Source organism: Bacillus sp. 5RYD7K, assembly GCF_059831465.1.
Genome location: NZ_CP191200.1, coordinates 712,308 through 735,357 on the forward strand (window position 1 = coordinate 712,308; position 23,050 = coordinate 735,357).

The window sequence follows — 23,050 nt, forward strand, 5'->3', positions numbered from 1 at the left end:
TGTATAGAGTGATAGAAAGTGAAAGCAAGCTTTCACTTCCTCATCTTACAATAGTAGTTATACTTGAGTTAAGTGGCAAAATCAATTATTCGCCTTTATTTTTTTTGATAATTTCTTCAGCAATGCTCTTCGGCACTTCTTCGTAGTGATCCATGAACATAGTGAACGTACCGCGACCTTGCGTGTTAGAACGAAGGGCAGTAGCGTAACCGAACATTTCAGCAAGAGGTACCATCGCACGCACAACTTGAGCGTTACCGCGCGCTTCCATACCTTCTACGCGTCCGCGGCGAGAAGTAATATCGCCCATGATGTCTCCCATGTATTCTTCAGGAATAACCACTTCAACTTTCATGACTGGTTCAAGAAGAACTGGGTTACATTTGCTGACTGCATTTTTCAATGCCATAGAAGCAGCGACTTTAAACGCCATTTCGTTTGAGTCAACATCATGGTAAGATCCATCAAAAAGTTTCGCCTTGATGTCGATTAGCGGGAATCCTGCTAGGACACCATTTTCAAGAGAGTCTTCAAGACCTGCTTGTACGGCTGGGATGTATTCACGAGGAACAACACCACCGACGATTGCGTTTTCGAATTCAAAGCCTGCGCCTTCTTCGTTCGGTTCAAATTCGATCCAAACGTGACCGAACTGACCGCGTCCGCCTGACTGACGTACGAATTTACCTTCAACTTTTGCACCGGTACGGAATGTCTCACGGTACGCAACTTGAGGAGCACCAACGTTAGCTTCAACTTTGAACTCACGCTTCATACGATCAACAATGATATCAAGGTGAAGCTCACCCATACCAGAGATGATTGTTTGACCCGTTTCAGGGTTTGTTTGTGTGCGGAATGTAGGATCTTCTTCAGCAAGTTTTGCTAAAGCGATACCCATTTTATCTTGGTCAGCTTTTGATTTAGGCTCAATCGCTACGTCGATAACTGGCTCTGGGAATTCCATGGATTCAAGGATTACAAGATCCTTCTCATCACAAAGAGTATCTCCAGTAGAAGTATCTTTTAGACCTACAGCAGCTGCGATGTCTCCAGCGTAAACAGTAGAGATCTCTTCACGGCTGTTAGCGTGCATTTGAAGGATACGTCCTACGCGCTCACGCTTGCCTTTTGTAGAGTTCTTTACATATGAACCGGAATCAAGTGTACCGGAATATACGCGGAAGAACGTCAGCTTACCGACATAAGGGTCAGTCATAACTTTAAATGCAAGTGCAGAGAATGGCTCTTCATCAGAAGAATGACGAACGATCTCTTCATCTGTATCAGGACGTACACCTTTGATTGCAGCAACATCAGTTGGCGCAGGAAGGTAGTCAAGAACAGCATCAAGTACAAGCTGAACACCTTTGTTTTTGAAAGCAGAACCAACAAGTACAGGGTAGAATTCAACATTCAGTGTACCTTTACGGATTGCAGCTTTCAGTTCAGGGATAGTGATTTCTTCACCTTCAAGGTACTTTTCCATAAGCTCTTCATCAAGCTCAGCTACAGCTTCAATCAGGCTGTTGCGAAGCTCTTCAGCTTGTTCTTTGTACTCTTCAGGGATTTCTTTCGCATCTGAACGAGTTCCAAGGTCATCTTCGTAGAAATACGCAACGTTTTCTACTAAGTCGATGATACCTTCGAAGTTGTCTTCAGCACCGATCGGCAATTGAATTGCGTGAGCGTTAGCTTGAAGACGGTCTCTTAAAGTTCCTACAGAGTAAAGGAAATCTGCGCCGATTTTGTCCATTTTGTTGACAAATACAACACGCGGCACTCCGTAAGTTGTTGCCTGGCGCCAAACAGTTTCTGTCTGAGGCTCAACACCTGATTGAGCATCAAGTACGGCAACCGCACCATCAAGTACACGGAGTGAACGTTCAACTTCAACTGTGAAGTCCACGTGTCCCGGTGTATCGATGATGTTTACACGGTAACCTTTCCACTGTGCAGTTGTTGCTGCAGAAGTGATTGTGATACCGCGTTCTTGTTCCTGCTCCATCCAGTCCATTTGCGAAGCACCTTCGTGAGTTTCGCCAATTTTGTGGATACGGCCTGTGTAGAACAAGATCCGTTCTGTAGTCGTCGTTTTACCGGCATCGATGTGAGCCATGATCCCGATATTACGAGTTTTTTCTAAGGAGAACTCTCTTGCCATTGGGTAATTTCTCCTTCCTTATTAGGGAATTATTATTTTGATTATATGAATCCTACCAGCGGTAGTGAGCAAATGCTTTGTTCGCTTCTGCCATCTTGTGAGTGTCTTCACGTTTCTTAACGGCAGCACCAGTGTTGTTAGCTGCATCAAGAATTTCGTTAGCCAGGCGCTCTTCCATTGTTTTTTCTCCGCGAAGACGCGCATAGTTAACCAACCAGCGAAGACCAAGAGTTGTACGGCGTTCAGGACGAACTTCTACAGGCACTTGGTAGTTAGCTCCACCTACACGGCGTGCTTTTACTTCAAGTACAGGCATGATGTTTTTCAATGCTTGTTCGAAAACCTCCATTGCATCATTGCCAGTGCGTTCTTTAATGATATCGAATGACTTGTATAGGATTGTTTGAGATTTACCTTTTTTACCGTCGATCATCATTTTGTTGATCAGGCGGGATACCAGCTTAGAGTTGTAAAGCGGATCAGGTAAAACATCTCTTTTTGCTACAGGACCTTTACGTGGCATCTGAATATCCTCCCTTCATAGTTTTAATAATTTATTTAATTACTTTGCTTTAGGGCGTTTCGTACCGTACTTAGAACGGCCTTGCGCACGGTTTTCAACTCCGGCAGTATCAAGCGCACCACGAACGATGTGGTAGCGTACCCCCGGTAAGTCTTTTACACGTCCGCCGCGGATCAGTACAACGCTGTGCTCTTGCAGGTTGTGACCGATACCAGGAATGTAGGCAGTAACCTCGATTCCGTTAGTCAAACGAACACGAGCATATTTACGAAGCGCTGAGTTCGGTTTTTTCGGTGTCATTGTACCCACACGAGTACATACCCCGCGTTTTTGTGGAGAAGATACGTTAGTGTGCTCTTTTTTAAAGCTGTTGTATCCTTTGTTTAGTGCAGGTGACTTAGAGTTTTCAACTTTGCTCACGCGTCCCTTGCGAATTAGCTGATTAATTGTAGGCATGTTATGTTCCTCCCTTCATTACGTTTTATAACCCACATACCCAGGTGGTTCATCATTAGGCAAAAAACAATGTCTTTACACAAGATGGGCATCTTATATAAAAACAAAAAGTACGCTATAACATAATGGCAACAGCTGCTGCTCCCACTTCAATTCCGCAGGCTTTGCCGAGCTTTTTCATGGAATCTACCATACAGACGTCGATGTCTCGGTTCTTTGCAAGCTGGATCACGCCAGCCGTAAGAACTGTATCCGCGTCTTTTGCCACGACGACTTCCTTCACTGAACCTCGTTTCAGAGCTTTCACTGTTTGCTTCGTACCAATAATAATTGATTTGGCCTGTGATACTTTATCATAAGACATAAACATATCCTCCAAAGTAACAGGTTTTATTTCGAGCACCTTGGTTATATTATCACTCTGCGGAACGGATGTCAACATCGTATGACATTTTTTAGTGCAGTCCGCCGCCAGAATAATTGTAATACTGAGGAAAAGCTGTCGAAACAGCCTTTCCTGCAGCAGTTTCCATTATTCAGCCGGAACCATATCTTCCGAAGGCTGAACGTTTGAAACAGGTTTTACTTTTCTGTAATTCATCATACCAGTACCGGCCGGAACCAGTTTACCGATGATAACATTTTCTTTCAGGCCGAGAAGCTCATCGCGCTTGCCTTTAATCGCAGCATCCGTAAGAACACGTGTTGTTTCTTGGAATGATGCGGCAGACAAGAATGAATCTGTCTCGAGTGAAGCTTTCGTGATACCGAGAAGGACAGGACGCCCTGTAGCAGGCCGGTTGCCTTCAAGCAGCACTTTTTTGTTCGCTTCTGTGAATTGGTGAATATCAAGCAATGTGCCAGGAAGAACATCAGTATCTCCGGCATCGATCACACGGACTTTGCGAAGCATCTGGCGAACCATTACTTCTACGTGTTTATCGCCGATTTCAACCCCCTGCATACGGTAAACCTTCTGAACCTCATGCAGAAGATATTCTTGAACCGTTGTCAGGTCAGTGACTTTAAGAAGTTCTTTCGGATCGATAGAACCTTCTGTCAGTACTTGACCGCGGGTAATCTGATCACCCTCAGCCACTTTCAGGCGTGAGTTGTAAGGTGCCGTGTATGAACGTGTCTCAACAGCGCCTTGAACAACAATTTCCTGCTGTTTGTCGCGGACTTCATTGATTTCGGCAATTGTACCGTCAATCTCAGAAATCGTCGCTTGACCTTTAGGATTACGCGCTTCGAAAAGCTCTTGGATACGCGGAAGACCTTGTGTGATATCGTCTCCGGCAACCCCGCCTGTGTGGAACGTACGCATTGTTAACTGTGTTCCAGGCTCACCAATAGATTGGGCAGCGATAATACCTACTGCTTCGCCGACTTCAACATCAGTTCCGGTTGCAAGGTTTCGTCCGTAGCATCGTTTACATACACCATGAGGAGTGTTACATGTGAACGCAGAACGGATCCACACTTCTTCGATTCCGGCTTCAACGATTTCCAGCGCTTTATCTTCATCGATCAATTCGTTTTCGTTAATGAGCACAGCACCCGTCTCAGGATGTTTGATCTGTTTTCTGGCGAAACGTCCGATCAGACGCTCTTCCAGACGCTCGATGATTTCCGTGCCCTCTTTAAGCGGTTTTGCAAGAATACCGCGGTCAGTTCCGCAATCTGTTTCACGAATGATAACATCCTGCGCAACATCAACAAGACGGCGTGTAAGGTAACCTGAGTCAGCTGTTTTCAGGGCGGTATCGGCAAGACCTTTACGCGCACCGTGAGTAGAGATAAAGTACTCCAATACCGTCAGACCTTCACGGAAACTTGATTTGATAGGCAATTCAATGATTCGTCCAGCCGGGTTGGCCATCAGACCGCGCATACCCGCAAGCTGCGTAAAGTTAGATGCGTTACCACGGGCTCCTGAGTCACTCATCATGTAGATCGGGTTGACTTCGTCTAATGATTTCATCAGTTTGCCTTGGATAACATCTTTCGCTGAACTCCAAATTGAAATGACTCTTTCATATCGTTCTTCTTCGGTGATTAAACCGCGTCTGAACTGTTTCAAGACATTATCAACTTTGCTTTGTGCTTCTTCGAGGATTTCCTGCTTATCATCGAGAACGACGATATCAGAAACCCCTACCGTGATACCGGCTTTCGTTGAATATCTGAAACCGAGGTTTTTCATGCGGTCAAGCATCTTAGACGTTTCCGTGATATGGAATCGTTTAAAGATCTCCGCGATGATTTTACCCAAAATACCTTTTTTAAACGGTGCGTTGATCGGCTGCTCTGCAATCACAGCTTTTACGTCAGCACCTTTATCTAAGAAGAAACGGTCAGGCGTTTTCTCTTCAATGTTGCTCTTCGTAGGTTCATTCATGTAAGGGAATGACTCAGGAAGAATTTCATTGAAGACCAACTTACCGACTGTTGTAATTAACAGTTTTGAACGCTGCTCATCCGTAAATGTCACATTCTTCAGGGAGTTCGCTGCAACAGCTACTCTCGTATGAAGGTGGACATAACCGTTTTGATAAGCAAGAAGCGCTTCGTCCGTATTTTTGAAGACCATACCCTCGCCGACTGCTCCGGCGCGCTCAAGTGTCAGGTAGTAGTTTCCTAATACCATATCCTGAGACGGCGTAACAACCGGTTTACCATCTTTAGGGTTCAAGATGTTTTGGGCCGCAAGCATCAAAATGCGGGCCTCAGCTTGAGCCTCAGCTGATAAAGGTACGTGAACCGCCATTTGGTCACCGTCAAAGTCAGCGTTATAAGCTGTACATACTAACGGGTGAAGACGGATGGCGCGTCCTTCAACAAGCGTAGGTTCAAAAGCCTGGATTCCTAATCTGTGAAGCGTAGGGGCACGGTTCAGTAAGACCGGATGCTCCTTAATGACAGATTCAAGTACATCCCATACTTCTGGCTGCACGCGTTCGATTTTGCGTTTTGCGCTCTTGATGTTGTGAGCGAGACCTTTTTCAACAAGCTCTTTCATAACGAATGGCTTGAAGAGCTCAAGCGCCATTTCCTTCGGCAATCCGCACTGATACATTTTCAGATGCGGACCTACGACGATAACGGAACGTCCTGAGTAGTCTACACGTTTACCAAGAAGGTTTTGACGGAAACGTCCTTGTTTCCCTTTCAGCATGTGAGAAAGAGATTTTAACGGTCTGTTACCAGGACCTGTTACAGGACGTCCGCGGCGGCCGTTGTCAATTAAAGCATCGACAGCCTCTTGAAGCATACGTTTTTCGTTCTGAACGATGATGCTTGGCGCACCAAGGTCCAAAAGGCGTTTCAAACGGTTGTTACGGTTGATGACACGACGGTAAAGGTCATTCAGGTCAGACGTTGCGAAACGTCCGCCGTCAAGCTGAACCATCGGTCTTAATTCAGGCGGAATAACCGGAAGCACGTCGAGAATCATCCAAGACGGCTTGTTTCCTGAATTACGGAAGGCTTCAAGCACTTCAAGGCGTTTGATCGCACGTGTGCGGCGCTGGCCTTGAGAAGTTTTCAGCTCTTCTTTTAACATATCAACTTCTTTGACAAGGTCGATGTCCTGCAGAAGTTTATTAATGGCTTCCGCACCCATAGAGGCTTGGAATTTGTTTCCGTACTTATCCAGATACGCACGGTATTCCTTTTCGGATAAAAGCTGTTTCTTTTCGAGCGGTGTATTGGCCGGGTCAGTTACGACGTAAGAAGCAAAGTAGATGACTTCTTCCAGCGCACGCGGTGACATATCCAATACAAGACCCATACGGCTCGGAATACCTTTGAAATACCAAATGTGAGAAACCGGGGCAGCCAGTTCAATATGCCCCATTCTCTCACGACGGACTTTAGCCCGCGTTACTTCAACTCCGCAACGGTCACAAACTACGCCTTTATAACGAACCCGCTTGTACTTGCCGCAATGACATTCCCAGTCCTTAGTCGGTCCGAAAATGCGTTCGCAGAACAGTCCGTCCTTTTCAGGTTTCAATGTACGATAGTTTATCGTTTCAGGCTTTTTCACTTCACCAAAAGACCATGAACGGATTTTATCCGGTGAAGCAAGACCGATGTTCATATACTCAAAATTGTTCACATCTAGCAAGGGGCCTACCTCCCTTTTTATCTTCGGATTAACCGATGTCACTTGCCTTTATCAATCACAGACTATTCTTTCGTTACTGCGTCACGTTCAACGTCTGGAGATGCTGTTTCTTCCGGCGCTTCATCACCTGATAATGCAAGGCCGTCAGCTTGTTTCGCATCTTCCTCGTCTTCTAGATCTCTCATTTCTATTTCTTCTTCATCGCCTGAAAGGATTTTCACGTCCATACCTAAGCTTTGAAGCTCTTTGATCAATACTTTGAATGATTCCGGAACACCAGGCTCTGGAACATTGTCGCCTTTGACGATGGCTTCATATGTTTTCACACGTCCGACCACGTCATCGGACTTCACAGTCAGGATTTCTTGAAGCGTGTAAGCTGCGCCGTAAGCTTCAAGCGCCCAAACCTCCATCTCACCGAAACGCTGTCCGCCGAATTGGGCTTTACCGCCGAGAGGCTGCTGCGTAACAAGTGAGTAAGGACCTGTAGAACGGGCATGAAGTTTATCATCAACCATGTGTGCCAGTTTGATCATGTACATGATTCCGACAGATACACGGTTGTCGAACGGTTCTCCCGTACGGCCGTCATAAAGGACTGTTTTAGCGTCTCTTGACATGCCTGCTTCTTCAAGTGTTTCCCACACATCTTCTTCACGCGCGCCGTCAAATACAGGTGACGCGATGTGAATGCCGAGGTAGCGGGCAGCCATACCCATGTGAAGTTCTAATACCTGACCGATATTCATACGTGATGGTACACCCAGCGGGTTAAGCATGATATCGATCGGCGTGCCGTCAGGAAGGTAAGGCATATCTTCTTCAGGAAGAATCTTCGAGATAACCCCTTTGTTTCCGTGACGTCCGGCCATTTTATCACCTTCAGAAATCTTACGTTTCTGAACGATATATACGCGTACAAGCTGGTTCACTCCCGGAGGAAGTTCGTCTCCGTCTTCACGGTTGAAGACTTTTACGTCGTGGATAATTCCGCCGCCGCCATGAGGCACACGGAGAGAAGTATCACGGACTTCACGCGCTTTTTCTCCAAAGATCGCATGCAGAAGGCGTTCTTCAGCCGTAAGCTCAGTTACACCTTTAGGCGTTACTTTACCTACGAGAAGGTCTCCGTCGTTGACTTCCGCGCCGATACGGATAATTCCGCGGTCATCAAGGTTGCGAAGCGCGTCTTCCCCTACGTTTGGAATATCGCGGGTGATCTCTTCCGGTCCAAGCTTTGTATCACGTGCTTCTGATTCATATTCTTCAATGTGAATAGATGTGTATACATCATCTTTCACAAGGCGTTCACTCATGATGATGGCGTCCTCATAGTTGTAACCATCCCATGTCATGAAGCCGACCATTACGTTGCGGCCGAGAGCAAGTTCACCAAGCTCCATTGAAGGGCCGTCAGCAAGGATTTCTCCTTTTACTACTTCATCGCCGACACTGACGATCGGACGCTGATTGTAGCACGTACCTTGGTTGGAGCGGACAAATTTCAGCAAGCTGTACTTATCCAGGTTGCCTTTTACTTTTTGGCCGTCAATTTCTTCATAGCGGCGCACCCATACGTTTTTCGCTTCCACCCGTTCAACGATACCAGGGTGTTTACAAATAACGGCTGCACCGGAGTCTTTACCGGATACGTATTCCATACCCGTTCCGACGATCGGAGCTTCCGGCTGCATCAAAGGCACAGCCTGACGCTGCATGTTCGCTCCCATGAGGGCGCGGTTCGAGTCATCGTTTTCCAAGAACGGAATACATGCTGTCGCAGCAGATACAACCTGCTTAGGAGATACGTCCATGTAATCCACGCGGTTGCGGGCTACAACGGTGTTTTCCCCTCTGAAACGGGCTACGATGCTGTCATCCAAGAAAGAACCGTCATCGCTCAGCTTAGCGTTCGCTTGGGCTACGACATAGTTATCCTCTTCATCAGCAGTCAAGTAGTCGATTCTAGGCGTTACTTTTCCTGTTTCAGGATCAACGCGGCGGTATGGCGTCTCAATGAAACCAAAGCGGTTTACTTTCGCAAATGATGACAATGAGTTAATCAAACCGATGTTCGGGCCCTCAGGCGTTTCAATCGGACACATACGGCCGTAGTGAGAGTAGTGAACGTCACGTACTTCCATACCTGCACGCTCACGCGTCAAACCGCCCGGTCCGAGAGCTGACAGACGGCGTTTGTGCGTCAATTCAGCAAGCGGGTTCGTCTGATCCATGAATTGAGAAAGCTGTGAGCTTCCGAAGAACTCTTTAATAGACGCAATAACAGGTCTGATGTTAATCAGCTGCTGCGGCGTGATTGTATTTGTGTCTTGAATAGACATTCTTTCACGTACGACACGTTCCATCCGGCTTAAACCGATACGGAATTGGTTTTGCAGGAGCTCTCCTACAGAACGCAGGCGGCGGTTTCCGAGATGGTCGATATCATCAGTGTCGCCCACTCCGTGCAAGAGGTTGAAGAAGTAGCTGATAGAAGAAATAATATCAGCAGGCGTAATGTTTTTAATCGCCTCTTCAATGTAAGCATTGCCGATCACATTGATCGTCTGCTCTCCTTCTGCATCAGTAGGAGCATAGATTTTAATGGATTGAAGCATCACTTCATCCTCGACAACGCCGCCGTTAGGATAAAGTTTTCTGAAGCCGATTCCATTTTCTAAGTATGGCAGTACTTTATCAAGTGTTCTTCTGTCAAGAATCTGCCCTTTTTCAGCGAGGATTTCACCTGTTTCAGGATCCACCAGTGTTTCTGCAAGGCGCTGGTTAAACAGACGGTTCTTGATATGAAGCTTTTTATTAATTTTATAGCGTCCTACATTCGCAAGGTCGTATCGCTTAGGATCAAAGAAACGGGAATCCAGCAAACTTTTTGCGTTTTCTACTGTAGGCGGCTCTCCCGGACGAAGGCGCTCATAGATTTCAAGAAGCGCTTTGTCACTGTTTTCAGTGTTGTCCTTATCCAGTGTATTGCGGAGATATTCGTTCTCACCAATGAGATCGAGAATCTCTTGATCGGAACCGAAGCCGAGAGCACGCAAAAGAACCGTAACCGGCAACTTACGTGTGCGATCAATGCGGACATACACAACATCTTTCGCATCAGTTTCGTATTCTAACCATGCGCCACGGTTTGGAATGACAGTCGCGGTAAAACCTTTTTTACCGTTTTTGTCTACTTTACCACTGAAATATACACTTGGAGACCGAACAAGCTGAGATACGATAACACGTTCTGCACCGTTGATGATAAAAGTACCGGTATCTGTCATAATAGGGAAATCACCCATGAAGACATCCTGGTCTTTTACCTCTCCAGTTTCTTTGTTAATTAAACGAACCTTCACTCTCAGCGGAGCTGAGTAAGTCACATCACGTTCTTTTGACTCTTCAACGGGATACTTAGGATCTCCTAAACTGTAGTCAATGAACTCAAGAGAGAGGTTACCAGTGAAATCCTCAATTGGTGATATGTCTTGAAACATCTCTCTAAGACCCTCATCAAGAAACCACTGATAAGAAGAGGTTTGAATTTCAATGAGATTTGGTAATTCTAACACTTCGCTAATGCGAGCATAGCTTCTGCGCTGGCGGTGTCGTCCATACTGAACTAGTTGACCTGTCAACTGATTCACCCCTCAAATCATGCGTATTATATGTGTAATAAGCATTCCTTACGATGAAGAAATACTTTTACAAGACAAAAGAAAAAAGGGTTTCTAATTAAGAAAACCACATCCAAAAACAAATACCGATTTTATTAGTATTTCCATGTTTGTATAATTTATACATGCACTATGATTATTCAGCATATCATGCAAAATATATACATTGGCATTTTACAATATTAACATAGCTGAAAATTCAAGTCAAACTTTTTTTGCTTTTATGATATAATAGCCTTTCTTTTTTTGAACGACGGAAACTTCGTCAAAAAGCTCCTTCAGTTTTTCAATGGCAGAAGGCCCGCCCTGTTTTTTCTGTATAACGATCCACAACTCACCTGAAGCCCTTAAATGCTCAGCGCTTTTTTCAAAAATGGCATGGACAACTTTTTTTCCGGCGCGGATTGGGGGGTTTGTAATAATAGAAGCAAATGTTTGAGCAGAATCAATATTTGAAAATAAATCACTCTGATAAATCCGAACGTTTTTTATTCCGTTTTTTTCTGCATTTTCATTTGACAGCTCTACGGCTCTTTCATTCACGTCAATCATGTGCACGGTCCGGTCTGTAAATTCACCGGCGAGCGACAGACCGATCGGGCCGTAGCCGCAGCCTGCATCCAGGAAGTCACCATCAACTTCAGGCTCTTCAAACGCTTCAATTAAGACACGCGAACCGAAATCAACTTCCTTTTTTGAGAAAACGCCGCTGTCACTTGTGAATGTATAAGATCTGTTCCGCAGTGTAAATGACCATGTCTGTTTATCGCTTTTGACTGAAGGTTTTTCTGAATAATAGTGTCCACTCATTATTAGAACCTCCTTTTTTAATGGCGCTTAAAGAAAAGCAAAGAAAAAGCCCGCCTCATAAAAGCGAGCTTCCCCTACAGGCAAGTGAAGATTACTTAACTTCTACAGAAGCGCCAACTTCTTCAAGTTTAGCTTTAAGCTCTTCAGCTTCTTCTTTCGCAATACCTTCTTTAAGTGGTTTTGGAGTGTTGTCAACAAGTTCTTTAGCTTCTTTCAAGCCAAGACCAGTGATTTCACGAACAACTTTGATAACTTTGATTTTCTGAGCACCTGCACCAGCAAGGATAAGGTCGAATTCGCTTTGCTCTTCAGCAGCGCCGCCAGCAGCAGCTCCGCCAGCTACAGCTACAGGAGCAGCAGCAGTTACGCCAAATTCTTCTTCGATTGCTTTTACTAGGTCGTTCAATTCAAGTACAGTTGCTTCTTTAACGGAAGCAATGATTTCTTCGATATTTAAAGCCATTTGAAATTCCTCCATTTGTTTTATTTTAGGGTAAAATCAGATTAAGCGCCTTGTTCTTCCTTTTGGTCTGCAACTGCTTTAGCTGCAAGTGCAAGGTTGCGAACTGGAGCTTGAAGTACGCTAAGCAACATAGAAAGTAAGCCATCGCGTGAAGGAAGTTCAGCAAGAGCTTTCACTTCTTCAACAGAAGATACTTTACCTTCGATAACGCCCGCTTTGATTTCCAGAGCTTCGTGGTTTTTCGCGAACTCGTTAAGAACTTTCGCCGGAGCGACAACATCTTCAGTACTGAATGCGATCGCATTCGGTCCAGTTAAGACATCATTCAAACCATCAAGTTCAGCTTGTTCAACCGCACGGCGAGTCATTGTGTTTTTGTACACTTTGAACTCTACGTTAGCTTCGCGAAGCTGTTTACGGAGTTCAGTTACTTCAGAAACGTTAAGTCCGCGGTAGTCAACGATGATCGTTGATTTGCTTTCTTTCAGTTTAGAAGCAATCTCTTCAACAACAACTTTTTTTGTATCAATTGCGCTGCTCATGGTTACACCTCCTGTAGATTTTGTGTAACACTTATACCGCTAGGTGATCACGACTGTGACGACGATTTCATATAAAAAGCCTCCATGTGGACATGGAGGCTGTATATACAAGCATACGTAACGTAATAGCTGTGATATATATACACCTCGGCAGGATATTAAGCCTTAACGGCCCCTGCTGTCTACGGTATAAATGACATATTATATTTTACAACATTTTGAATCATATCAGAATGCTGATCTAAAGTCAAATATTATTTTACGTTGAAAGTAGAAGCGTCTACTTTGACACCAGGGCCCATAGTAGAAGTAACGGCAACGTTTTTCACGTAAACCCCTTTAGCCGCAGCCGGTTTTGCTTTCAGGATTGTATCATACATTGTTGTGAAGTTCTCAACAAGTTTTTCATCCTCGAAAGAAACTTTTCCGATCGGAACATGGATGTTACCAGCTTTATCAACGCGGTATTCAACTTTACCAGCTTTGATTTCGCCGATTGCTTTTTCTACTTCGAATGTAACAGTTCCTGTTTTAGGGTTTGGCATAAGACCTTTTGGTCCGAGCACACGGCCGATTTTACCGACTTCACCCATCATGTCAGGAGTCGCAACGATTACATCGAATTCGAACCAGCCCTGCTGGATTTTCGTGATGTAATCAGAATCGCCGACGTAGTCTGCACCGGCAGCTTCAGCTTCTTTTGCTTTTTCGCCTTTAGCGAATACAAGCACGCGCTGAGTTTTACCAGTTCCGTTAGGAAGAACGACTGCTCCGCGGATTTGCTGATCGTTTTTACGAGGGTCAACCCCTAAACGGAAAGCAACTTCAACTGTAGCGTCGAATTTAGCTGTGTTTGTTTTTTTAGTAAGCGCCACTGCTTCAGCGACGTCGTAAGCTTTCGCACGGTCTACAAGCTTCGCAGCTTCAACGTACTTTTTACCTTTTTTAGCCATTTTAAAATTTCCTCCTTATGTGGTTATAGCGGAATAACCTCCCACGAATAAGGGTTGCGAACTTGTGAAAACTCGCAACCCGACAAGAAACAAATTAATCCTCGATAACGATACCCATACTGCGGGCAGTACCTTCAACCATGCGCATTGCCGCTTCAACGTCTGCTGCGTTTAAGTCAGGCATTTTCGTTTCAGCGATTTCGCGAACCTTATCGCGCTTAACGGTTGCCACTTTATTACGGTTTGGTTCACCAGAACCAGACTCAATTCCAGCTGCTTTTTTAAGCAATACTGCAGCAGGCGGAGTTTTTGTAATAAATGTAAATGAACGGTCTTCGTAAACCGAAATTTCAACAGGAATGATTAAACCAGCTTGGTCAGCTGTACGAGCGTTAAACTCCTTACAGAATCCCATGATATTTACACCGGCTTGACCTAGTGCAGGTCCAACTGGCGGCGCTGGGTTAGCTTTTCCAGCAGGAATTTGCAATTTTACAACTTTTACTACTTTTTTAGCCACGAGACACACCTCCTTAAGTCCGTGATGTGGTAATAGGGTAAACCCTCCCACTCAAGGTTTCATTCTTTATATGAATGACGAAATATCAAGCTAGCTGCCTTGGATTAGTCCAAGACGTACCTTTGCTATATTATCATTAATATATAGCAATTTCAAGTTTTTTCACATTACAATTTGTCGATCTGGGTAAATTCCAGTTCAACCGGCGTTTCACGGCCGAACATGTTAACGAATACCTTCACTTTGCTCTTATCATAATCAATCTCTTCAATTGATCCTGTAAAGTTGGCGAATGGCCCGTCTATGACTTTGACTGTCTCATTCAATTCAAAATCAATGTCGGTTTTCCGCTCATCCATGCCCATCCGTTTTAAAATGGTTTCCGCTTCGCCAGGAAGAAGCGGAGTCGGCTTTGAGCCTGAACCGGCTGATCCGACGAAACCGGTAACGCCCGGCGTGTTGCGGACCACATACCAGGAATCATCAGTCATGACGATTTCAACAAGCACATAACCCGGGAACACTTTCTTTTTGACTACTTTTTTCTTGCCGTTCTTAATATCAGTCTCTTCTTCTTCAGGAACGACCACGCGGAAAATTTTATCCTGCATTCCCATTGATTCCACACGTTTTTCAAGGTTTGCTTTTACTTTGTTTTCATAACCGGAATACGTATGAACAACATACCAATTCTTTTCCATTCTATCAGGACTCTGCAGTCCTTCCCTCCCCGCATTTAAAAATGAAGTGTAAAACAAAAAATAGGCTCAGAGCCTATGAATCCTTTTTTCAACACAATAAAAAACCCGCTGAACGGGTTTTGGCAAACGATATTATGATCTATTATAGCACGTATTGCTGATCATTATTCAACTATTAAACGAATTAATTGAGAAATTCCTGTATCAAGGAGGGCAAAAAAGATAACAAAAAAGATAACCGTTGAAATCACCGTGATCGTATAGCGCGTTAACTCTTTGCCTTTAGGCCAGCTAACCTTTTTCATTTCTTTCCCAACATCTTTAAAGAAACTCATCATGCGCATGTAAAAGACCTCCACAATTTAAAAAGCGAACACTATTTTGTTTCTAAATGAGCTGTATGTGAATTGCAAGTGCTGCAGTACTTCTTAACTTCTAACCGCTCAGCCGCTGATGCAGAGCTTTTCATTGTCGTATAATTACGATTTCCGCATGTTTTGCATGCCAGCGTAATCTTTTTTCTCATGTCGATACACCTTTTCCTAAATAGACATTCATTTATCTTAATAAAATAGCACAGTCAGAAAAATTCTGTCAATATGACATAGAAACCCGCTACAGGCTGATTTCTCTTATTTCTAAATACTTCTCAAGCTTGCGCTTCACGCGCTGCAGGGCATTATCAATTGATTTTACGTGTCGGTTTAAGTCATCTGAAATTTCTTGGTAACTTCTTCCGTCCAAGTACAAAACAAGCACCTTTCTCTCCAGATCACTCAGCAGTTCTCCCATTTTCATCTCAATATCATCGAATTCTTCCTGATTAATAATCATTTCTTCAGGGTTTAACGTTTTTGCGCCCGAAATGACATCAAGCAGTGTTCTGTCTGATTCTTCATCAAAAATTGGCTTGTCTAAAGAAACATAAGAATTTAAAGGAATGTGTTTCTGACGGGTAGCTGTCTTTATTGCGGTAATAATCTGGCGGGTAATGCATAATTCTGCAAAAGCTTTAAATGAAGTAAGCTTGTCCTCCCTAAAGTCTCGGATAGACTTATATAAGCCTATCATCCCTTCCTGTACAATATCTTCTCTGTCGGCCCCTATTAAAAAATAAGACCTGGCTTTCGCCCGTACAAAATTACGGTACTTCGTAATCAAGTAATCTAACGCATCACTATCCCCAACATGAACCTTTTCAATGACCTGCTCGTCCTCCAACTGGCAAAACTGCACTTTGTTGAATTTTCCCTTGCTGTTCTGTAGATTCACTGCGATCCCCCCGGCGCACGTAGATAGAAATATTATACATTAATGGGCGAAAAAGCGTCAACCTAATCCAGGCCGCCGCGCCGCCACTTTTCAAACGTTTTCAAAACCTCTTCGGACAGTTCGATTTTACCCGGGGGTTTTTCGGAAGTGATCTTTGAAACCCGTCTTTGAATCCGGCGTTCTATCGCATCCACTTCCCTCAGCAGCTCCCGGGCGGATTTGCGGAGAGCCCCTTGTCCGAAAATCGCCCACTGCTCCGTGTAATCAGAGGTTGCGACATGAATCTGTGTCGCGATATTATTCAGCGCCTGCGCAAGCTTCTCAATCCGCTCATCCGCCGTTTCATTCTCCCGTGTGAAAATCACTTCGACTCTGTGATTCGTGTGTTTTTTCTCTATGCCTTTTACCAGATGTGCGTCAAACACCACAATGACTTTGATTCCCGTGTACGACTGATACTCCGCCATCTTCTGAATCAGCACATCTCTCGCTTCTTCAAAACTGTTCGCTTTTAAATCCTTTAGCTGCGGCCAAGCTCCGATCATGTTGTATCCGTCTACTAATAGGATGTCCATTTGTCTTTATTCCCCTAAAGGATTGCGTTTCCGGTAGACTTCATACATCAGAAGGCCGGCCGCTACCGATGCATTCAGAGACGTGACTTTTCCGGCCATCGGAAGTTTAATGAGAAAATCACATTTCTCTTTCACAAGACGGCCCATTCCTTTGCCTTCGCTTCCGATAACGAGCGCCAAAGGCATTTTGCCGTCCATAGAGCGGTAGTCTTCCCGGGCGGATGCATCCGTTCCCACGACCCAAATGCCCCGCTCCTTCATTTCATCAAGTGTCCGGGCAAGATTGGTCACCTTCACGACGGGAATATGTTCAATGGCACCGGTCGATGCTTTTGCGACTGTTGAAGTCAGTCCGACCGCTCTGCGTTTCGGAATCACGATGCCGTGCGCGCCGACAGCGTCAGCCGTTCTCATGATAGAACCGAGATTATGAGGGTCTTCCAGCTCGTCCAATATGAGAAAGAAAGGCTGTTCGTTTCTCTGTTCCGCTCTTTTATATAATTCGTCTAATTGTGCATATTCATATGCCGCCACCTGAGCGACAACTCCCTGATGCTGCCCCTCCACCATCTGATCGAGTTTTTTTCTCGGCACAAATTGAATGGTGACGCCGCGCTTTTTAGCAAGTTCCATCACTTGCTGCGCCTGTCCTTTTACCGTGTTTTCCGCCATCCATAACTTATAGAGTTTGCGATCCGACTTTAACGTCTCAATTACCGCGTTTTTTCCTATGACGTAATCATGTTGCTGACTCATTTGTTTTCCTCCCTGACGTCCCGACTTGTATAGCTTCTGTAATCAGCTGATTCAGTCTTTCTTCTCTTTTCTCAAGAAAAAGATATCCGAGCAAAGCCTCAAAAGCTGTACTATGGCGGTACGTCTGTACATCTGTGTTTTTAGGCGTCGTCCCTGATTTCGCGTTTCTTCCCCTTCTCACCACGGCTTCCTCTTCCTCCGTGAAAAAGGATTCTTCCTGTAGGCGGAACAGAATGTCTGCCTGTGATTTTGCCGATACGATCCGGCTCGCCTTCTTATGAAGGTCATTCGGTTTCGTATGGCCCTGCTTAAGCAGGTGATGCCGGACATATATTTCAAAAATGGCATCACCCATATAAGCGAGCGCAAGACCGTTTAACTGCTTTGAATCTTTGATTTGTTCAAATTGAAGCATCCGCTTACTCTCCCCGCTTCCAGCGAGTTCCCTGAGCCGTATCTTCAAGAATGATATTCATGCTTTTCAGCTGATCGCGAATTTGGTCTGACAAAGCAAAATCGCGATTGCGGCGGGCTTCATTTCTCTTCTCGATCAATTCTTCAATCTCTTCATCGACAAGCTCTTCTTCGCCGAGCGTAAGTCCGAGAACGGATCCGATTCGGTCAAACATGCTGATGAAGGCTTTAATGACGTGATCCGCCGTATTGTCCTCCTGCATGTAGTAGTTGGCAAGCTTCGCCAAATCAAACCAAACGGAAATCGCATTCGCCGTATTAAAATCATCATCCATCGCTTCTTCAAATGCAGCGCGGTGCTCTTCGATTTTAGCGAGCCATTCATCATCATTGTCAGTCAGATTCGTGCTGCTAATCAAACGATGGTTTAAATTGCTGTAGGCCGTCTTCAGGCGGTTAAACGCGTTTTTTGTTTTCTCAAGCAGCTCTTCCGAATAGTTGATCGGGTGGCGGTAATGGACGGACAGCATGAAAAATCTCAAAAGCTGCGGGTCATACTGCTTAATGATATCGTGCACCAAAACAAAGTTGCCGAGCGATTTTGACATTTTTTCATTATCTATATTGATGTAACCGTTGTGAAGCCAGTATTTTGCGAATGTCTTGCCTGTTAATGCTTCAGATTGGGCGATTTCGTTCTCATGGTGCGGGAATGTCAGGTCCTGACCGCCGGCATGAATATCGATTTCGTCACCCAAATATTTTTTCACCATTGCGGAGCATTCAATGTGCCAGCCCGGGCGGCCTTTTCCCCAAGGGCTATCCCATGAAATTTCTCCGTCTTTAGCGGCTTTCCAAAGAGCAAAGTCCAGCGCATCCTCTTTCTTCTCACCGACACGGATACGGGCGCCCGATCTGAGTTCATCAATTGATTGCTGTGAAAGCTTGCCGTAGCCTTCGAAGGCTCTTGTTTTGAAATAGACGTCGCCTTCCGATTCATAAGCGTAGCCTTTTTTAATCAGCTCGCTGACAAATTCAATAATGGCGTCCATGTTCTCCATGACTCTAGGGTGAAGATCCGCTTTCCGGCATCCGAGGGCGCCCACATCTTCAAAATAAGCTTTAATAAACCGCTCAGAAACGGTCGGAACGTCCTCGCCGAGCTCATTAGCCGCCTTAATCAATTTGTCATCAACATCTGTGAAATTCGATACGTATTGAACATCGTATCCCTTATACTCCAAATAGTTGCGTACGGTATCATAAACAATCGCCGGACGGGCGTTTCCGATATGAATATAGTTGTATACAGTCGGTCCGCACACGTACATTTTTACTTTTCCTTCCTCAAGAGGAACGAATGTTTCCTTTTTCCGTGTCAATGTATTATAAAGTGTAATGGTCATTTTTGGTTGATCCTTTCTTTTTTATCTTCCAGTTCAGCCTGCAGCTCAAAAATCTGCTGCTCCAATGCTCTTAACCGGTCAGCAACCGGATCGGGCAAGTCTTGGTGATTGAGATCGCGTTTGATCTTTCTTCCGTTCTGAATGACGACTTTTCCAGGTATGCCGACAACGGTTGAAAAGTCGGGAACATCACGCAGCACAACGGAGCCGGCCCCTACTTTAGAGCCTTGCCCGACTGTTATAGAGCCGAGCACCTTCGCCCCCGTTGCAATTAAAGCATCATCTTTAATGGTCGGATGCCGCTTTCCCTTTTCTTTTCCCGTTCCCCCGAGAGTGACACCTTGGAATACCGTCACGTTATTGCCGATTTCACATGTTTCCCCTATGACGACCCCCATACCGTGATCAATGAAAAACCTTCTCCCGATGGTCGCGCCGGGATGGATTTCAATTCCGGTAAAGAAACGGGCAATCTGTGATATCAGGCGCGCAAGGAAGAAAAATCTCCGTTTATATAAAGCATGTGCAATCCGATGCGCCCATATAGCATGTAAACCAGAATAAGTTAAAACAACTTCAAAATAGCTTCTTGCTGCCGGATCTTGATCGAACACTGTATCTATGTCTTCTTTTAGCATTTTAAAAAACACATGCTTCCCCCCATTCTCTCCCCGCTCCAGTCTGTTTTTCCGCCTATAAAAAAAGCGCCTCTGCATGTAAACATGACAGAGACGCTTTTACCGCGCGGTTCCACTCTGTTTGAAAAACAAAACGCTGTTTTCCCAACTTTAAAGCCGGTAACGGCGGCGGCCGCCTTTAAATACTGATTTCCGCAGAAATGTTCTTCAAAGGTCTTAAGGGCGCACTTCTAAAACATAACGCATGAATCTCTCTCAGCCGATGAAGATTCTTTCTGTAATGGTCATTGTTTTATACTCTTCCCTGTCAACAATCGTATATTTAAATGCTTTTCAGGCGTTTTACGGCTGTTTCTCTGCCGATCAGCTCAATAGCCTGCGGAAGCTCCGGACCGTGCGTCTGGCCGGTAACCGCTACACGAATCGGCATGAACAGCTTTTTGCCTTTATGGCCTGTTTCTTTCTGAACGGCTTTAATTGAGGCTTTGATCTGCTCTGGCGTGAATTCTTCAAGCTCTTCAAGCTTCGCAGCAAATGCGCTGAGCACTTCAGGCACCTGTTCTTCTGCCAGAACGGCTTTTGCCTCTTGATTATACTCGATCTCATCCTTAAAGAACAAATCAGTCAGCTCGACAATTTCAGCACCGTAGCTCAATTGCTCATGGTAAAGAGAGATTAACTTACGCACCCATTCCTGCTCTTCAGCAGAAAGCTCAGTGCCGACTTTTCCTGCTTTTTGCAGGTGAGGCAGGGTCAGTTCAACAACTTGATCAAGATCCAGCGCTTTGACGTATTGGTTGTTGACCCATTTCAGTTTATGCATATCAAACAGAGCCGGTGACTTAGATAAACGATTCACATCAAAAATTTCAATAAATTGTTCTCTTGTGAAGAGCTCTTCTTCACCGACAGGAGACCAGCCGAGAAGTCCGATAAAGTTAAACAGCGCTTCAGGCAGGTAACCCAGCTCATCATACTGCTCAATAAACTGAATAATTGATTCATCACGTTTACTTAATTTTTTGCGGCTTTCGTTCACGATAAGCGTCATATGTCCGAATTCAGGAATATCCCAGCCGAACGCCTGGAAGATCATGATTTGTTTCGGTGTATTTGAAATATGGTCCTCACCGCGGAGCACGTGCGTCATTTTCATTAGGTAATCGTCAATTGCGACAGCAAAGTTATACGTCGGTGTACCGTCTTTTTTAACGATGACGAAGTCGCCGATACCGTCTGATTCAAAAGAAATCTCGCCTTTTACGATATCGTTAAAAGTGATGATTTTTCCTTCCGGCACGCGGAAACGGATGCTCGGCTGTCTTCCTTCGGCTAAAAACTGCTCCTGCTCTTCCTGAGTCAGGTTTCTGTGTTTGCCTGAATAGCGCGGCATTTCCCCGCGGGCGATCTGCTCTTCACGTTCTTTCTCAAGTTCTTCTTCCGTACAGAAACATTTATAAGCAAGCCCTTTTTCAAGAAGCGCCTCATAGTACTCTTTGTAAATGTCATTCCGTTCAGACTGGCGGTACGGGCCGTATTCTCCGCCGACATCCACACTTTCATCCCAGTCTATGCCGAGCCATTTCAGATAGTTAAGCTGGCTTTGCTCTCCGCCTTCGATATTTCGCTTTTTGTCCGTATCTTCAATCCGGATAATAAACTTTCCGCCTTGGCTGCGGGCAAATAAATAGTTAAAAAGCGCCGTTCTGGCGTTACCGATATGCAAATGTCCGGTCGGACTCGGTGCATAGCGGACGCGTACTTCATTTCCCATGTTCAAATACTTCCTTTCATCTCATCTGTAGCCTCTAGCCGAATATATGTATCTATTCTACCACCAAATAGACCGGGCATCAAAATAATGATCAGGCTTTTTGGATCAGAACGGTCGCCTGAGCGGCAATTCCTTCGGCTCTTCCGGTAAACCCGAGCTTTTCTGTCGTTGTCGCTTTTACATTTACTTGAGAGACGTCTGCCTCAAGGCCTTCCGCTATTCGTTTTCTCATCGCATCAATATGCGGCGCCATTTTCGGCTTTTGCGCAATAATCGTGCAGTCTATATTTCCGAGTACGTACCCTTTTTCTTTGACAATGTTCCAGACATGCTGAAGCAGCTTAAAAGAATCCGCATCCTTGAATTCCGGATCAGTATCCGGGAAATGCTTGCCGATATCTCCTTCACCCACCGCTCCGAGGCACGCATCTGCAACCGTGTGCAGCAATACATCCGCATCGGAATGCCCGAGCAGCCCTTTTTCATAAGGAATTTCAATTCCGCCGATGATGAGAGGACGGCCTTCCGTTAGTTGATGCACGTCAAATCCTTGTCCGATTCTAAACATTATGATTCCCACTTTCCGCTTTCATGATTGCTTCCGCTGATATCAGATCATCCGGCGTTGTCAGCTTAATATTGGTATAGCTGCCTTCAACGATACTCACCTGATAGCCATCAAGACGCTCGACGAGACTGGCGTCATCCGTACCTAAGAAGCCTTTGTTTTCCGCTTCCCTATGCGCCTTTTTCAATAAAGAAAGACGAAAAGCCTGCGGCGTTTGAACGGCCCACAAGCTTGAACGGTCAAAGGTCTCCGCAACCCGGGAGCCTTCCGCCCGTTTTATCGTGTCTTTCACAGGAACAGCCAGGACAGCCGCTCCCGTCTCTTCTGCTGTTTCAACGAGTTTATCGATATGCTGATGCGTGACAAACGGGCGCGCCCCGTCATGAACAAGAACGACGGACTCCTCATCAATCACTTTCAGTCCTTCGTATACACTATGCTGACGCTCCGCCCCGCCGGTGACAAGCTCAATTTCCGCTTTGACCGGAAACTGGGCAAGCAGCTGACGAAAATCTTCCCGTTCACTCTCGTTTATCACCAGGATTATTTTCTGACAAGGTGCGTGGCTTTCAAAAACCCGCAGTGTGTGTATAATAACAGGCGCACCCTTTAAGCCGATGAACAGCTTATTTTTCCCGGCCTTCATCCGTTTCCCTTGTCCGGCAGCCGGAATGACTACGACATACTCCATCATTAACTC

The 23,050-nt window shown here is 45.2% G+C and carries 23 protein-coding genes and 2 other annotated features; all 23 genes read right to left on the reverse strand.

All coding sequences use genetic code 11. The features are described 5' to 3' along the window. Window positions 1–85 precede the first annotated feature (85 nt). Window positions 86–2,164: an elongation factor G gene (gene fusA, locus ACQE26_RS03570; protein WP_060963747.1), complete on the reverse strand. Its 2,079-nt coding sequence runs from the start codon at window positions 2,162–2,164 to the stop codon at window positions 86–88. Window positions 2,165–2,216: 52 nt separating this feature from the next. After that, window positions 2,217–2,687, reverse strand: coding sequence for a 30S ribosomal protein S7 (gene rpsG, locus ACQE26_RS03575; RefSeq protein WP_003156447.1), 471 nt, complete (start codon window positions 2,685–2,687; stop codon window positions 2,217–2,219). 39 nt (window positions 2,688–2,726) lie between these two features. Next, complete coding sequence (rpsL, locus tag ACQE26_RS03580; protein ID WP_003156445.1) at window positions 2,727–3,143, reverse strand: 30S ribosomal protein S12; 417 nt, start codon at window positions 3,141–3,143, stop codon at window positions 2,727–2,729. Between the two features lie 115 nt (window positions 3,144–3,258). Further along, window positions 3,259–3,507, reverse strand: coding sequence for a 50S ribosomal protein L7ae-like protein (locus ACQE26_RS03585; RefSeq protein ID WP_045927004.1), 249 nt, complete (start codon window positions 3,505–3,507; stop codon window positions 3,259–3,261). 168 nt (window positions 3,508–3,675) lie between these two features. Beyond that, window positions 3,676–7,275, reverse strand: coding sequence for a DNA-directed RNA polymerase subunit beta' (rpoC, locus tag ACQE26_RS03590; protein ID WP_016935905.1), 3,600 nt, complete (start codon window positions 7,273–7,275; stop codon window positions 3,676–3,678). 62 nt (window positions 7,276–7,337) lie between these two features. Next, window positions 7,338–10,919 (reverse strand): DNA-directed RNA polymerase subunit beta, encoded by a 3,582-nt coding sequence (rpoB, locus tag ACQE26_RS03595; protein WP_003156440.1) that lies wholly within the window; start codon window positions 10,917–10,919, stop codon window positions 7,338–7,340. 243 nt (window positions 10,920–11,162) lie between these two features. Then, the gene (locus ACQE26_RS03600; protein ID WP_438421081.1) at window positions 11,163–11,768 is read right to left on the reverse strand and encodes a class I SAM-dependent methyltransferase; all 606 of its coding nucleotides are present in this window, start codon (window positions 11,766–11,768) and stop codon (window positions 11,163–11,165) included. A gap of 91 nt (window positions 11,769–11,859) precedes the next feature. Next, on the reverse strand, window positions 11,860–12,231 hold the full coding sequence (gene rplL / locus ACQE26_RS03605) for a 50S ribosomal protein L7/L12 (RefSeq protein ID WP_045927006.1): 372 nt from the start codon (window positions 12,229–12,231) through the stop codon (window positions 11,860–11,862). Between the two features lie 41 nt (window positions 12,232–12,272). Further along, a complete protein-coding gene (rplJ, locus tag ACQE26_RS03610; protein ID WP_003156433.1) occupies window positions 12,273–12,773 on the reverse strand; it encodes a 50S ribosomal protein L10 in 501 nt (166 codons plus the stop codon). A gap of 63 nt (window positions 12,774–12,836) precedes the next feature. Next, window positions 12,837–12,979: a sequence feature (ribosomal protein L10 leader region), on the reverse strand. A 48-nt stretch (window positions 12,980–13,027) separates the two neighbouring features. Then, a complete protein-coding gene (gene rplA / locus ACQE26_RS03615; protein WP_045514073.1) occupies window positions 13,028–13,726 on the reverse strand; it encodes a 50S ribosomal protein L1 in 699 nt (232 codons plus the stop codon). Between the two features lie 94 nt (window positions 13,727–13,820). Beyond that, window positions 13,821–14,246 (reverse strand): 50S ribosomal protein L11, encoded by a 426-nt coding sequence (gene rplK / locus ACQE26_RS03620; RefSeq protein ID WP_003156430.1) that lies wholly within the window; start codon window positions 14,244–14,246, stop codon window positions 13,821–13,823. 167 nt (window positions 14,247–14,413) lie between these two features. Continuing rightward, on the reverse strand, window positions 14,414–14,947 hold the full coding sequence (gene nusG, locus ACQE26_RS03625; protein ID WP_003156423.1) for a transcription termination/antitermination protein NusG: 534 nt from the start codon (window positions 14,945–14,947) through the stop codon (window positions 14,414–14,416). Between the two features lie 164 nt (window positions 14,948–15,111). Then, on the reverse strand, window positions 15,112–15,291 hold the full coding sequence (gene secE / locus ACQE26_RS03630) for a preprotein translocase subunit SecE (protein WP_003156422.1): 180 nt from the start codon (window positions 15,289–15,291) through the stop codon (window positions 15,112–15,114). Window positions 15,292–15,323: 32 nt separating this feature from the next. Beyond that, window positions 15,324–15,473: a 50S ribosomal protein L33 gene (gene rpmG / locus ACQE26_RS03635; RefSeq protein WP_003156421.1), complete on the reverse strand. Its 150-nt coding sequence runs from the start codon at window positions 15,471–15,473 to the stop codon at window positions 15,324–15,326. An 89-nt stretch (window positions 15,474–15,562) separates the two neighbouring features. Beyond that, complete coding sequence (sigH, locus tag ACQE26_RS03640) at window positions 15,563–16,219, reverse strand: RNA polymerase sporulation sigma factor SigH (protein ID WP_003156415.1); 657 nt, start codon at window positions 16,217–16,219, stop codon at window positions 15,563–15,565. Between the two features lie 62 nt (window positions 16,220–16,281). Beyond that, window positions 16,282–16,794 (reverse strand): ribosome-dependent mRNA decay endonuclease Rae1/YacP, encoded by a 513-nt coding sequence (gene rae1 / locus ACQE26_RS03645; RefSeq protein WP_013350802.1) that lies wholly within the window; start codon window positions 16,792–16,794, stop codon window positions 16,282–16,284. A gap of 6 nt (window positions 16,795–16,800) precedes the next feature. Then, entirely contained in the window at window positions 16,801–17,550 is a 750-nt protein-coding gene (rlmB, locus tag ACQE26_RS03650) for a 23S rRNA (guanosine(2251)-2'-O)-methyltransferase RlmB (protein WP_064777789.1), read from the reverse strand. Continuing rightward, window positions 17,534–17,965 (reverse strand): Mini-ribonuclease 3, encoded by a 432-nt coding sequence (locus tag ACQE26_RS03655; protein ID WP_016935909.1) that lies wholly within the window; start codon window positions 17,963–17,965, stop codon window positions 17,534–17,536. The genes rlmB and ACQE26_RS03655 overlap by 17 nt, the downstream gene beginning before the upstream one ends. Before the next feature lie 4 nt (window positions 17,966–17,969). Then, window positions 17,970–19,370 carry a cysteine--tRNA ligase gene (gene cysS, locus ACQE26_RS03660; protein ID WP_016935910.1) on the reverse strand — a complete coding sequence of 467 codons (1,401 nt, stop codon included), beginning with the start codon at window positions 19,368–19,370 and terminating at the stop codon, window positions 17,970–17,972. After that, window positions 19,367–20,020, reverse strand: coding sequence for a serine O-acetyltransferase (gene cysE / locus ACQE26_RS03665; protein ID WP_007410393.1), 654 nt, complete (start codon window positions 20,018–20,020; stop codon window positions 19,367–19,369). The genes cysS and cysE overlap by 4 nt, the downstream gene beginning before the upstream one ends. A 74-nt stretch (window positions 20,021–20,094) precedes the next feature. Then, window positions 20,095–20,328, reverse strand: a binding site (T-box leader). Between the two features lie 2 nt (window positions 20,329–20,330). After that, window positions 20,331–21,782, reverse strand: a complete 1,452-nt coding sequence (gene gltX, locus ACQE26_RS03670) for a glutamate--tRNA ligase (RefSeq protein ID WP_438421078.1) — start codon at window positions 21,780–21,782, stop codon at window positions 20,331–20,333. Window positions 21,783–21,873: 91 nt separating this feature from the next. Beyond that, the gene (gene ispF / locus ACQE26_RS03675; RefSeq protein ID WP_016935912.1) at window positions 21,874–22,350 is read right to left on the reverse strand and encodes a 2-C-methyl-D-erythritol 2,4-cyclodiphosphate synthase; all 477 of its coding nucleotides are present in this window, start codon (window positions 22,348–22,350) and stop codon (window positions 21,874–21,876) included. Next, a complete protein-coding gene (ispD, locus tag ACQE26_RS03680) occupies window positions 22,343–23,041 on the reverse strand; it encodes a 2-C-methyl-D-erythritol 4-phosphate cytidylyltransferase (protein ID WP_438421077.1) in 699 nt (232 codons plus the stop codon). Before ispD ends, ispF begins: the two co-directional genes overlap by 8 nt. Window positions 23,042–23,050: the final 9 nt, after the last annotated feature.

Bases quoted from the DNA above. Each gene is read 5' to 3' on its own strand.
- fusA (WP_060963747.1), bottom strand. From the start codon at position 2,164: ATGGCAAGAGAGTTCTCCTTAGAAAAAACTCGTAATATCGGGATCATG.
- rpsG (WP_003156447.1), bottom strand. From the start codon at position 2,687: ATGCCACGTAAAGGTCCTGTAGCAAAAAGAGATGTTTTACCTGATCCG.
- rpsL (WP_003156445.1), bottom strand. From the start codon at position 3,143: ATGCCTACAATTAATCAGCTAATTCGCAAGGGACGCGTGAGCAAAGTT.
- ACQE26_RS03585 (WP_045927004.1), bottom strand. From the start codon at position 3,507: ATGTCTTATGATAAAGTATCACAGGCCAAATCAATTATTATTGGTACG.
- ACQE26_RS03600 (WP_438421081.1), bottom strand. From the start codon at position 11,768: ATGAGTGGACACTATTATTCAGAAAAACCTTCAGTCAAAAGCGATAAA.
- rplL (WP_045927006.1), bottom strand. From the start codon at position 12,231: ATGGCTTTAAATATCGAAGAAATCATTGCTTCCGTTAAAGAAGCAACT.
- rplJ (WP_003156433.1), bottom strand. From the start codon at position 12,773: ATGAGCAGCGCAATTGATACAAAAAAAGTTGTTGTTGAAGAGATTGCT.
- rplA (WP_045514073.1), bottom strand. From the start codon at position 13,726: ATGGCTAAAAAAGGTAAAAAGTACGTTGAAGCTGCGAAGCTTGTAGAC.
- nusG (WP_003156423.1), bottom strand. From the start codon at position 14,947: ATGGAAAAGAATTGGTATGTTGTTCATACGTATTCCGGTTATGAAAAC.
- secE (WP_003156422.1), bottom strand. From the start codon at position 15,291: ATGCGCATGATGAGTTTCTTTAAAGATGTTGGGAAAGAAATGAAAAAG.
- rpmG (WP_003156421.1), bottom strand. From the start codon at position 15,473: ATGAGAAAAAAGATTACGCTGGCATGCAAAACATGCGGAAATCGTAAT.
- rae1 (WP_013350802.1), bottom strand. From the start codon at position 16,794: ATGGACATCCTATTAGTAGACGGATACAACATGATCGGAGCTTGGCCG.
- rlmB (WP_064777789.1), bottom strand. From the start codon at position 17,550: ATGAGTCAGCAACATGATTACGTCATAGGAAAAAACGCGGTAATTGAG.
- ACQE26_RS03655 (WP_016935909.1), bottom strand. From the start codon at position 17,965: ATGCTTCAATTTGAACAAATCAAAGATTCAAAGCAGTTAAACGGTCTT.
- cysS (WP_016935910.1), bottom strand. From the start codon at position 19,370: ATGACCATTACACTTTATAATACATTGACACGGAAAAAGGAAACATTC.
- gltX (WP_438421078.1), bottom strand. From the start codon at position 21,782: ATGGGAAATGAAGTACGCGTCCGCTATGCACCGAGTCCGACCGGACAT.
- ispF (WP_016935912.1), bottom strand. From the start codon at position 22,350: ATGTTTAGAATCGGACAAGGATTTGACGTGCATCAACTAACGGAAGGC.
- ispD (WP_438421077.1), bottom strand. From the start codon at position 23,041: ATGGAGTATGTCGTAGTCATTCCGGCTGCCGGACAAGGGAAACGGATG.